The following is an 11,856-nucleotide window of genomic DNA, read 5'->3' as shown; positions in this document are numbered from 1 at the left end:
CTCAACGCCCGTAAACTCCGCGCCCGACGATCGCGTCGAGCCCCGCAAGACGATCGAGCAGCACGATCAGAAGGACGGTCGCGACGACGAAGATGACCGACAGCGCTGCGATCGTCAGATCAAGATTGGCGCGCATCTGGGCGAGGATCGCCACAGGAAGCGTGTAAGTGAAGGCATCGGTGAGGAACAGGCTGACGCCCACATCGTCGAAGGAGGTGACGAAACCGAACGTCGCGCCGGCGAGGATGCCCGTGCGTGCCAGCGGCAGCGTCACCTGCACGAGAGCCTTCCACGGCTGCGCCCCGAGGCTCAGCGCCGCCTCGTAGTAGCTCGCCCGGATGCCGACCAGAGAGGCGGCGGTGGTTCGCATGACATAGGGAAACGTGATCAGCACGTGCCCCATGATGAGCCGCGTCATGCCGTCGACGATGCCCAGCCGCGCGGCAAAGACGAGCATGCCGAAGCCGAGCACGACGTTTGGCACCACCAGCGGCGACAGCAGCGCCGCTTGCAGCGCGGCCCGGCCCCGGAAGGTCGCCCGGCTCAACGCGATCGCCGCGAGCGTGCCCGCGAGCGTCGCGATCAGCGTCGCGACGGTGGCGACGATCAGGCTCGTTGCGAGGCCTGCGTGATAGTAGTCGTCGGCCAGGAAGCGCTCGTACCAGCGCAGCGAAAACTGGGTCGGAGGGAACGGCCCCATGAAGCCGCGCGCGTCGAAGGAGAGGACGAGCGCGACCAGCACGGGGATCACCGAAAAGGCGATGAACAGCGTGATCAGCGAGAGATAGGCCGCCTCGAACAGCGCATCGGCGATCCGCTTGCTCACTTGCCCGCCTCCTGCCAGGTACTGCGCACCAGGTGCAGCAGCCCGTAGAACAGCCCCACCGAGATCACCATCATGGCGATGGAAAGGGCGGCGCCGCCGGGGAAGTTCGCGACCTCCGAGAACCGGGCGTAGATGAGGTTCGACACGAACAGGATGAAGCCCCGCCCCACCAGCATCGGAACCACCAGATTGCTGATGCAGAACGCGTAGGCAATGATTCCGGCGGAGAGGATCCCCGGCAGGCACATCATCACCGTTACGAGGAAAAACGTCTTCCAGCGCGGCGCGCCGAGGGACATCGCCGCTTCCTCGAGACGCGGATTGATGTTCTGCAGCGTGCCGATGAGCGTGAGGGCGACGAGCGGCAGCGTCGTATTCATGAGCCCGAGCACAACCATCAACTCCGCTCCGTCCGGGCTGTTCGACTTGATGCCGAGCAGCCGGCTGAAGCCCGACAGCGGCCCGAGCGGACCAAAGGTCATCGAGATCGCGTAGACGCGAACGATGAGGCTGAGGAACAACGTCCCCACCAGTCCTCCGATCAGAAGGCGCCTCACCGGCGGGCTTGCCCGGCGAACGATGAAATGCGCCATCGGAAAGCCCAGCACCAGTGCAAGGCCGGAACTGATGAGGCCGACCCGAAACGTGTCCAGGAAGTAGCGCACATATTCCGGCGCCGCGATCTCGGCATAGTTCGCGAGCGTGAGCGCACCGGCATCGTCGCCACCGATGCGCCCGCCGACATAGGGCTTCAGGCTCTCGTGAAGGAGGGCAAGCAGCGGCCCGAGCAGCAGCGGCGCCATGATGACAAGCGCCGGCCAGAGCATGGCCGCCGTCAGTCCCGGACGTCTCTTTGCGCCGCTGCCCATTCTGGTGCCGCCGCTCAGCCGCGCCGGACCAGCGGAACGATCTCGCGCTCCCAGCGCGCGTTCCACTCGTTCATCACCGAGCTGAGATAAGCGAAGTCGGCAAAATAGGCATATTTCGCCAGCTCGTCGGGCTTGTAGTACCAGTCGACCAGCATGGGGTTGGTCTTGGCCGAGGGCTGGGTCGGGCCCGAGCCGAGGTTCATGTTGTAAAGCTCGTTCATCTTCGGTTCGGCGAAGAAGTTGGCGAACTCGAAGGCGGCCTTTTCCGGAGACCCCTTCAGCACACAGAAGCCCTCATTGTAGAGGAAGCCCTTGTTGTCCGGCATGCGGTTCTTCAGCTTGACCGGGAAGTTCTTCGCCGTCGCGAACCATCCGCCGTTGTTCCAGAAGCCGACGGAATACTGCCCCGTCGCCATGGCGTTGATGTACTCGGAATTGCTCGTGCAGATTTCACCGATCTGCCCCTTGGAGGCCAGTTCCTTGACGAATTCCCAGCCGGGTTCGGCGTTCTTCTCGTCGCCGCCGCGCTGGATGGCACAGCTCACGATGAACAGCCCGGTGAGGTTGATCGGATAGGGCACGCAGAGCTTGCCCTTGAATTCGGGACGCAGCAGATCCTCGACGGAGTCGAAGCCGCCCGGAAGCAGGTCTTCGCGGTAGCCCCAGAAGGCGCCGGCCGTCGAAAGCGGCACGGTCATCTTCTGACCCTTGTCGTTCTTCTGGATAAACTGGTCCGGGATGGTGGCGAGATTGGTGACGATGCTCTCGTCGATCGGCACCAGCCAGTCTTCCTTGATCAGGGTGCGGAAGACCGGGTCCCAGACGGAGAGGACATTATACTGCGTGTTCGGCCACACGGCTTTGATCTTGGCGATCACCGCCGCCGAACCGCCCGAATGCAGCTCCCAGGCGATCTGCGTGTCATTGGTCTTGTTGAAGTCGGCCGCGATCTGCTTGGAGACCTCGATCCATTGCGCGCCCCATTGCACGACGAGCAGACGCTCGGCCGCACTGGCGGGTCGGATGAGGCCGCCAGCAAAGGGGCCGGCTGCGGCAAGGCCCGCGCCGGCCAGTGCGGCGCGATTGAAGGCACGGCGTGTGATCGACATGGCGGGTCTCCGGGAAAGGGAAGCAGCGGAACAGAACCGACGAACCAATCAAGTATTTACTTAGTTTGAGAAGATTGAAGGCGGGGGTAAAGCCGTTTCATTGGCCAGTGCACGCCAGCCTAATTCGCTGAAAAAACGAGAGAAAATATGCGGCGGGTGCGGATTGGGCGTGCGCGCGACGTGAATGCCCAGAAATTCACCGGGCGCATTCGGCCCCTCGTCAGGGAGCCAGATCCTCGCCGCGCAGGGTGCGCAGGACCGCCTCCCCGGTGAGGCGGTTGTGCTCGGCGAGCCGCTCGGCGAGATCGAGACGCGCACGGGCACGAAACGCGACCATGATCGCCTCGTGCTCGTCGAAGGACTGGGCGACCCGGACGGGATTCTCGTTGACCACGAAACGCAGCCGCAGGACCCGCTTCTGCAGATTGTCGTAGGTCTGGACCAGTACCGGGTTGTGCGTGGCGGTAGCGAGCGCCCGGTGAAACTCCTGGTTCAGCTCGGTATAGGACGTCGGATCGGGATGAGTGGCGAGTTCCCTGTGGACCTGCTCGATGCGGTCATGATCCTGCGGCGTCGCGCGCAGGGCCGCGAGCAGGCCGATCTGGTTCTCGATGGCGCCCTTCAGCTCGAACACATGGGCCACGTCGATCGGATCGATCGGGGCGACAATCGAGCCGCGATTGGGGCGAAGCTCGATGAAGCCTTCTGCCGCAAGGACCTTGAGCGCCTCGCGCAGCGGCGTCCGCGAAACGCCGAAGCGCAGGCATAGCTGGGCCTCCGGGATGCGGCTGCCGTCGCTCAACTCCCCGTTCAGAAGGACCGTCCTCAACTTGTTGACGGTCTGCTCGTGCAGCGAGACGGCTTCCGGTTCCTCGTCCTGACGAGCCAGCGACATGATGTTCACTCCGCGGGTACGGCCATCTCGGAAGCGCGCGGAGTGGCGAACATCGAACCGAAGCGGACCAGAGGATCGGTCGCGACGTCGAGCGCTCTGAGGCACCCCCACAGGGTGGTGCTGACGGAATCATAGACCGGAATTCCGATTCGCCGCTCCAAGTCGGCGCCGACCACGGCCCCGCGCATGTTGGTGCACACGATGGCGATCGCGTCCGGTTTGGCGGCTGCAACGTCCTCGCACATGGCCGCAATCCGCGCTTCGGAAATCTCGGCGAAGGAAAAATTGTCGGACAGGCCGCAATGGATGCCGGCAACAACCGACACGCCGATGGACGCGTAATTCGCGGCGATGCGCTCGCCGACATCGGGAGTGTAGGGGGTGACGAGCGCAAGCCGCTTCACGCTCCGCTCCCGGATCAGCCCGTTGAGGCCGAGAATGGCGCTGGTCGCCCGAATGCCGGTCCGTGCATGGAGGGCTTCGCAGAGGCGCTCATCCGTGTCGAATCCCAGCCAGCTCGCCGAGGTGCCATTCCAGGCGAGCACATCGACGCGGGCGTCGGCAAGCAACTCGGCTGCCGCGAGAATTGGCTCCTGGCGGAACTGCTCCGATGCGCCTTCGTCAAGGGCGATGCGGGTGACCCGGAAGCGACCGAAATGCGCCGTCACCTCGGGAAACATCGGCTCCAGCAGGAGCGAGGTGTAGGGCTCCAGCACCGTATTGGACGACGGCGTCAGCATGCCGATCAGACGTCTTGGGAAGGGGCGATCATTTTGCATTCAAAAATACCCGACCTGATGACAGGCGCCGTGCTTTGCGAGCACGTCCAACGCGACGGGACCGTTCCGCTCCATATAGCTCTTGCCCTGTGGAACGGTTTTCGTCAATGCGGAAGAAATCTCACATCTGTGCGGTTTTGCTCAGATATGTAGCAAGTCATGGCGCGTGGCTCGGCAGCGGCGGGCATCTCATGAGGATGCGCTGCCTACTATTTGATATTTAAGTGAACACTTGATTGGAGCACACTTGGCTTCGAAAAATGAATGCAAAAATCCCTTCCAGGAGCACCTGCCATGCGATTTCCGGTTCTGCTGACCACCGCGTTGACGGCGCTGTTCGTCGCCGCGTCGCCTGCCATTCTGCCGGCGGCTGCGGCCGATGGCGGCAAGGAGTTCCGCTATGCCTACCGCGTCGATCCGGCGTCGCTGGATCCCCATGCGCTGGCTGAGACCTTCACGCTCTCCTGGCTTGGTCAGATCTACGAGCCTCTCGTCGGGCGCGGCAAGAATCTGGAACTTGTGCCCGCGCTCGCCACAAGCTGGGAGCAGCCGGAGCCCACGGTGTGGCGCTTTCACCTGCGCGAGGGCGTGAAGTTCGCCGACGGAACGCCGTTCACCGCCGATGACGTCATCTTCTCGCTGCAGCGGGTCAAGAAGGACGGCTCCGACATGGCCTATACCGTGGCCTCGGTGACCGACATGAAGAAGGTCGACGATCACACGGTCGATCTCATCATGGCCAAGCCCAATCCGATCCTGCCGGTGCAGATCACCTCGACCTACATCATGAGCAAGGACTGGGCGGAGAAGCACGAGGCGACCGCTCCCTCCAGCGTGAAGGCCAAGGTCGAGAACTTCGCCACCACCAACGCCAACGGCACCGGTCCGTTCATGATCGAGAGCCGGCAGGCCGGCGTGAAGACCGTTCTCGTACCGAACCCGAACTGGTGGGGCGAGAAGGAGAGCAACGTCTCGAAGGTCGTCTTCACCCCCATCCAGTCGGATGCCACCCGCGTCGCGGCGCTTCTCTCGGGCGAGGTGGACATGGTCTACCCGGTGCCGCAGCAGGACGTGGCGCGCATTGAAAGCAACGAGGCGACCCAGGTGCTCAAGGGTTCCGAGCTGCGCACCATGATGCTCGCCATGGACCAGCACCGCGACGAGCTGCTCAATTCGGACGTCAAGGGCAAGAACCCGCTGAAGGACAAGCGCGTTCGCCAGGCGATCTATCAGGCGATCGACATGAACGCTATCAAGGACCGCATCATGGGCGGCACCTCGCACATCGCGGGCACCATGATCGCGCCGGGCATCAACGGCTACGATCCCAAGCTCGACACCCGCGCCGCGCCCTATGATCCCGAAGCGTCCAAGAAGCTGCTGGCCGAGGCCGGCTACCCCGACGGCTTCTCCTTCACCATGGACTGCTCGAACGACCGCTACGTGAATGACGAGCGCATCTGCCAGGCGATCGTCGGCATGCTCGCCCGTGTCGGGCTGAAGGTCACGCTGAACGCCCAGACCCGCACCAAGTTCTTTGAGAAGGTGCTGGCGCGCGACACGTCCTTCGCCATGATCGGCTGGCAGCCGCTGAGCTACGACGCGCACTCGACCCTGCAGGACACGATGAACACGCCGGAAGGCAAGGTCGGCACCTACAATATCGGCAACTATTCCAACCCGAAGGTCGACGCACTGACCCAGAAGATCGAGGTCGAGGTCGACCCGGCAAAGCGCAACGCCATGATTTTCGAGGCGATGACGCTCGACAAGGAGGATTACGGCCACATCCCCGTGCATCAGGCGGGCATTGCCTGGGGCGTGCGCAAGGGCGTTCACGTGGTGCTGCGTTCCGACGACAGTCTTGAACTGAAGTGGGTCACCCTCGACTGAGGGTAGGCTGGAGGCCGCGACATGAGTTTCGTTCTTGGACGGCTTGGGCAGACGGTGCTCGTCCTGCTGGTCGCGGCCTTCGTCAGCTTCTCCCTGTTCCGTTATGTCGGCGACCCCGTGAACAACATGGTCGGGCAGACGGCGAGCCTTGCCGATCGCGAGGCGATGCGGGCAGCGCTCGGACTGGATGACCCCTTCGTCATCCAGTTCTTCCGTTTCGTGGGCCATGCGCTGCAGGGGGACTTCGGCATCTCCTACCGCTATGGCCAGCCGGTCTCGGCGCTGATCGCGGAGCGCTTTCCCGCCACCCTCGAACTGGCGCTCATCTCGATGCTGATCGCGACCGGTCTCGGTGTGCCGCTCGGGGTCTGGACCGCGCTGCATCGCGGGCACTGGCTGTCACAGCTGCTGCTCGCAGCGTCGCTGATCGGTGTTGCGCTGCCGACCTTTCTCATCGGCATTGCGCTCATCCTGACCTTCTCGGTGTGGCTGGGATGGCTACCTTCCTTCGGGCGGGGGCAGGTCGTGTCACTCGGCTGGTGGAGCACGGGCCTCCTGAGCTGGAGCGGCATCCGGGCGCTGGTTCTGCCAAGCGTCACGCTCGGCGTTTTCCAGCTGGCGCTGATCATGCGGCTGGCGCGCGCGGAAATGCTGGAAGTCATGCGCGCCGATTTCATCCGTTTTGCCCGTGCGCGGGGGCTTCGACCGCGTGCGATCGAATATCGTCACGCATTGCGCAACACGCTGGTTCCCGTCGTGACGATGATCGGCCTGCAGTTCGGCAACGTCTTCGCCTTCTCCATCATCGTCGAGACGGTGTTTCAGTGGCCGGGACTTGGGCTGCTTGTCATCCAGGCCATCCAGTTTGCGGACGTGCCGCTGCTGGCGGCCTATCTGGTGCTCATCGCGCTCTGTTTCGCGCTCATCAACCTCGCGGTGGATCTGCTCTACGTCGCGATCGACCCCCGGGTTAAGGCCGCCGGCCTGGTCGGGAGGGCGGCATGAGCCTAACCGGCGTGCGCCACACAGCCGCCGAATGGTGGCAGAGCGACCTTGCCTACCGGTTCCGTCGCTCGCCGATCGCGATACTCGCGGCGTTGGTGGGGCTGGCGTTGCTCGCCGCCGCGATGGGCGCCGATGTCCTCGCGCCCTATGATGCCTTCGATCCCGCTGCGGCCAACGCCGCCGACGCCCGCCTGCCGCCGGGCACCGAGGGACTGTTCGGCGACTATTATCTTCTGGGAACCGATCCCCAGGGCCGGGACATGCTTTCCGCCATGCTCTTCGGCCTCAGGACCTCGTTGCTCGTCGGCCTTGCGAGCGTCATGGCCGCGGGCGTCGCGGGCGTGCTTCTCGGGCTGGTGGCCGGCTATTTCGGTGGCATTCTCGATGCGATCATCATGCGCGCCGCCGATGTGCAGCTCAGCTTTCCGGCCATTCTGATCGCGCTGCTGATCGATGGCGTGACGCGCACCGTTCTGCCCGCGGAACTGCATCAGGAACTCGCGGTCCCGATCCTCGTCGCCGCGATCGCGGCGTCCTTCTGGGTCCAGTATGCGCGAACCGTACGTGGCCTCGTGCTGGTGGAGCGTGGACGCGAATACGTGCTGGCGGCGCGCGTGACGGGCGTGAGCACGGCGCGGATCTTGCTCTCGCACATCCTGCCGAACACGATGGGGCCGGTGCTCGTCATCGCGACCATCAATCTGGCACTGGCCATCCTGACGGAATCGACGCTGTCCTTCCTCGGCGTGGGGCTGCCGCCGACCCAGCCGTCATTGGGATCGCTGGTGCGCATCGGCAATGAATTCGTGTTCTCCGGCGACTGGTGGATCAGCGCGCTGCCGGGCCTGCTGCTGGTGCTGCTGTCGCTGTCGGTCAACATCTTCGGCGACTGGCTGCGCGACGCGCTGAACCCGAAGCTGGCCACATGAGCGCGCTCCTCAAGGTCGAAAGCCTGCGGGTCGAGATTGCCGCGCGCACACGCGTCCTGACCGCGATCGACGAGGTCTCGTTCGAGATTTCCGAGGGGGAGATCCTCGGCGTGGTCGGCGAATCCGGTGCCGGCAAATCCGTCACCGGCACGGCGGTGCTCGGATTGCTGGAGAAGCCCGCCTATCAGGCCGGCGGGCGCATCCTGTTTGGCGGGCGGCGTATCGACACGTTGGGCGAAGACGCCTTGCGCGGCCTGCGGGGCAAGGAGATCGCGGCGGTCTTTCAGGATCCGCTGACCAGCCTCGATCCTCTGATGACCATCGGTGATCAGCTCGTCGAAACCATCCAGACGCACCTGCCGCTGAAGGCGGGCGAGGCTCTGGAGCGTGCCGGACAGCTTCTCGCGGAAGTCGGCATCCCGGCTCCGCGCGAGCGGCTGCGGAGTTATCCGCACGAGCTGTCCGGCGGCATGCGCCAGCGCGTGGTGCTCGCGCTCGCCTTCTGCTGCGAGCCGAGGCTGATCATCGCCGATGAGCCGACCACGGCGCTTGATGTTTCCATTCAGGCGCAGATCCTCGACCTGCTGCGCCGTATGTGCCGCGAGCGCGGCACGGCGGTGATGCTGGTGACGCACGACATGGGCGTCATCGCCGAGGCGACCGACCGCGTCGCGGTCATGTATGCGGGGCGCATCGTGGAAATCGGCCCGACGGCGACGCTTCTTGCGGGAGCATCCCACCCCTATACGCGCGGGCTCATGGCCTCGATCCCCGACATGCGCCGGCGCGAGGTGGAGCTGACGCAGATACCCGGCTCGATGCCTCGACCCGATGCCCCGGTCTCCGGCTGCGCCTTCCATCCGCGCTGCTCCATCGCCGAAGCGCGCTGCTCGGTGGAGCGCCCGGACGACGTGGTCATCGGACCGTCGCGTGTCGCCTGCTGGTTCGCGGGGGACACGTCGCGGAGCGTGGCTGGATGAGCATGCAGGACACAATTCTGTCGGTGGACCGGCTGACGGTCCGCTTCGATGCCTCGCCGCCCCTGCTGCAACGCCTGTTGACGGGTGCAGGGCGCCGCACGGTCCATGCGGTCGAGGAGGTCGATTTCGAGATCGGACGCGGTTCGACCTTCGCGCTGGTCGGCGAATCCGGCTGCGGCAAGTCGACCATCGCGCGCACCATCGCCGGCATCCAGCCTCCGACGGCCGGTTCGGTGTCGTTCATGGGCGTCGACATCTCCGGCTTTCGCACCCGTGATGCGGCACTGCCGTATCGGCGCAATCTGCAGATGATCTTTCAGGACCCCTATGCCAGCCTCAATCCGCGCTGGAGGGTAGGGCGCATCGTTGCCGAGCCGATCCTCACCCACAAGCTGATGGCGCCCGGCGCCGCGTTGACGGAGCGTATCGCCGAGCTTCTGTCGGTCGTGGGGCTGTCGCCGGCGGATGCGCGGAAATTTCCCCACCAGTTCTCCGGGGGGCAGCGCCAGCGCATTTCCATCGCCCGCGCGCTGGCATCGAACCCCGCCTTCATCGTCTGTGACGAGCCGACCTCCGCGCTCGACGTTTCGGTGCAGGCACAGATCCTCAACCTGATGAAGAAGCTGCAGAGGGAGCTCGGCCTCACCTTTCTGCTGATCTCGCACAATCTCGCCGTGGTCGCGCACATGGCCGACCGGATGGGCGTGATGTATCTCGGCCGTCTTGTCGAACAGGGCGACGCCGGCCAGATCCTCGAGCAGCCGCTTCACCCCTATACGCGGCTGCTTCTCGACACGGTGCCGGATCCACGCGCGCCGAACCGTTCCCGTGCCCGCCTTTCGGGCGAGGTGCCGAGCCCGCTGGCGCCGCCGTCCGGCTGCGCTTTCCACCCTCGCTGTCCGCTGGCCAATGAGCGGTGCTCGCGCGAGCCCCCGCAGCCGATCCGCGTCGGCGCGGCGTGGGTGTCCTGTCACGCCGTCGAGGAAGGACGTCTGCCGTCCCCGACGCGGGAGAACGATCAACGGCCAGCACGAACCGGAGACGCCGCGTGAAGACGACCATCGTCAACTGCCATGCCCTGATGGGCGAGAATGCGACGCCTGCGCCGGAGCCCGTCGACATCGAGATCGATGGCCGGGTCATCGCCGAGATACGCCCGCATGGCGCGCGCGAGCCCGCGGGCACGGTGATCGACGGGCGCGATCTGCTCGTCGCCGCGGGGCTCATCAATGGCCATCATCACAGCCATGAGGGCTTCTACAAAGGGCGGAAGGACAATCTCCCGCTCGAGCTCTGGATGAACTATGTCCGCCCGCTGAAGCCGATCGAGCTCACGCCCCGCGACATCTATCTGCGCACCATGATCGGTGCGATCGAGGCGGTGCGCAGCGGCACGACGACCATATGCGACGACACCAACCAGAGCCCGCGTATCCGCCCGGACCATGTGGAGCAGGTCTTCCAGGCATATGAGGACATCGGCATCCGGGCCAATGTCGGCATCACCCTGTTCGATCGACCCTTTTTCCGCGCCGTCCCCTTCGTCGACGAGGAATTTCCCAAGGAGCTGCTGGCCGAGCTCGACGGCACCCGCATGTATAGCGGTGCCGAACTGCTCGACTTCGTGAGGGGGCTGGCGCGCGAGCGGCATCCTTCGACGAACCGCGTCGCCTACATGGCCGCGCCGTCGGCGCCGCAGCGCTGCACCGAGGCCTTCCTGCTCGACGTGCGCCGAATGGCCGACGAGTTCGACCTGCCGCTGATGATCCACGTGCAGGAAACGCGCATGCAGGTGGTCACCGGCCAGTTGTTCTACGGTTCGACCATGATCGAATATCTCGATCGCATCGGCTTCATGAAGCCGAAGACGGCGTTCATTCACGGCATCTGGCTGAATCCGCGCGAGATCGAGATCCTCGCCCGGACCGGCGTCTCCATTCAGCACAACCCCCCTTCCAATCTGAAGGTCGGCTCCGGCCTCGCGCCGGTGCGGGCGCTGCTCAAGGCCGGCGTGAATGTGAGCATGGGCACGGATGGCTGCGGCTCGATCGAAGGCACCGACATGCAGAACGCGCTTTATCTCACCGCGCTCCTGCAGAAGCTGCGCGGCGATCACACCGAGTGGGTTGGCGCCGAGGAGGCGTTCTACGCCGCGACGATGGGCGGCGCCCGTGCGCTTGGCCGCGAAAAGGAGCTGGGCGCGGTGGAGGCCGGGCGTATCGCCGACATCGTCGGCTACCGGCTCGACCGCATCCCCTTCGCCCCTTTGAACAACGCGCTGAACCAGCTCGTCTATTCGGCGAGCCGCGCCGAGGTCGACCTCGTGATGGTCGACGGCGAGGTGATCGAGCAGGACGGCAAGCTGACGCGCATCGACGAGGCGGCGATCATCGAGGAGATCCGCGAAGCCCATCGACGCATCGAGCCGCAGCTATCCGCGTCGGAAGCGGATGTGGAGCGCATTTCTCCCCATTACGAGCGCATTTACCGCCGCTGCCAGTGCATGGACATCGCGGCCGACACCTATCCCGCGCGCTTCAGTCACTGAACATTGGCACTTGAGAGATTTGC

Annotated in this window: 11 protein-coding genes; 6 read left to right on the top strand and 5 right to left on the bottom strand. The window is 64.8% G+C overall.

Annotated elements, in window-relative coordinates:
• Position 1: 1 nt before the first annotated feature.
• The 5 genes from NVS83_RS06065 to NVS83_RS06045 form a co-directional block, all read right to left on the bottom strand.
• Positions 2-826: an ABC transporter permease gene (locus NVS83_RS06065; RefSeq protein ID WP_258731580.1), complete on the bottom strand. Its 825-nt coding sequence runs from the start codon at positions 824-826 to the stop codon at positions 2-4.
• Entirely contained in the window at positions 823-1,629 is an 807-nt protein-coding gene (locus tag NVS83_RS06060; RefSeq protein WP_258738531.1) for an ABC transporter permease, read from the bottom strand. Before NVS83_RS06060 ends, NVS83_RS06065 begins: the two co-directional genes overlap by 4 nt.
• Positions 1,630-1,709: 80 nt before the next feature.
• Positions 1,710-2,804 carry an extracellular solute-binding protein gene (locus tag NVS83_RS06055; protein ID WP_258738530.1) on the bottom strand — a complete coding sequence of 365 codons (1,095 nt, stop codon included), beginning with the start codon at positions 2,802-2,804 and terminating at the stop codon, positions 1,710-1,712.
• Positions 2,805-3,024: 220 nt separating this feature from the next.
• Positions 3,025-3,699: a GntR family transcriptional regulator gene (locus NVS83_RS06050; protein WP_258738529.1), complete on the bottom strand. Its 675-nt coding sequence runs from the start codon at positions 3,697-3,699 to the stop codon at positions 3,025-3,027.
• A gap of 5 nt (positions 3,700-3,704) precedes the next feature.
• Entirely contained in the window at positions 3,705-4,478 is a 774-nt protein-coding gene (locus tag NVS83_RS06045; RefSeq protein WP_258738528.1) for a maleate cis-trans isomerase family protein, read from the bottom strand.
• A gap of 294 nt (positions 4,479-4,772) precedes the next feature.
• Here NVS83_RS06045 and NVS83_RS06040 point away from each other — a divergent pair, with 294 nt between their 5' ends.
• Genes NVS83_RS06040 through NVS83_RS06015 form a run of 6 tightly spaced genes read left to right on the top strand, consistent with a single transcriptional unit; the run spans position 4,773 to position 11,833 of the window.
• Positions 4,773-6,371 (top strand): ABC transporter substrate-binding protein, encoded by a 1,599-nt coding sequence (locus tag NVS83_RS06040; protein ID WP_258738527.1) that lies wholly within the window; start codon positions 4,773-4,775, stop codon positions 6,369-6,371.
• A 21-nt stretch (positions 6,372-6,392) separates the two neighbouring features.
• Complete coding sequence (locus tag NVS83_RS06035) at positions 6,393-7,376, top strand: ABC transporter permease (RefSeq protein WP_258738526.1); 984 nt, start codon at positions 6,393-6,395, stop codon at positions 7,374-7,376.
• Positions 7,373-8,305, top strand: a complete 933-nt coding sequence (locus NVS83_RS06030; protein WP_258738525.1) for an ABC transporter permease — start codon at positions 7,373-7,375, stop codon at positions 8,303-8,305. The genes NVS83_RS06035 and NVS83_RS06030 overlap by 4 nt, the downstream gene beginning before the upstream one ends.
• On the top strand, positions 8,302-9,285 hold the full coding sequence (locus NVS83_RS06025) for an ABC transporter ATP-binding protein (protein WP_258739112.1): 984 nt from the start codon (positions 8,302-8,304) through the stop codon (positions 9,283-9,285). The genes NVS83_RS06030 and NVS83_RS06025 overlap by 4 nt, the downstream gene beginning before the upstream one ends.
• Entirely contained in the window at positions 9,282-10,337 is a 1,056-nt protein-coding gene (locus tag NVS83_RS06020; RefSeq protein WP_258738524.1) for an ABC transporter ATP-binding protein, read from the top strand. The genes NVS83_RS06025 and NVS83_RS06020 overlap by 4 nt, the downstream gene beginning before the upstream one ends.
• A complete protein-coding gene (locus NVS83_RS06015; RefSeq protein WP_258738523.1) occupies positions 10,334-11,833 on the top strand; it encodes an amidohydrolase family protein in 1,500 nt (499 codons plus the stop codon). Before NVS83_RS06020 ends, NVS83_RS06015 begins: the two co-directional genes overlap by 4 nt.
• Positions 11,834-11,856: the final 23 nt, after the last annotated feature.

The organism is Ancylobacter mangrovi (assembly GCF_024752335.1).
In the GTDB taxonomy this organism is placed as follows: Bacteria; Pseudomonadota; Alphaproteobacteria; order Rhizobiales; family Xanthobacteraceae; genus Ancylobacter; species Ancylobacter mangrovi.
Note: the sequence above shows the minus strand (reverse complement) of the source record. Positions and strands in the feature narration are given on the sequence as shown.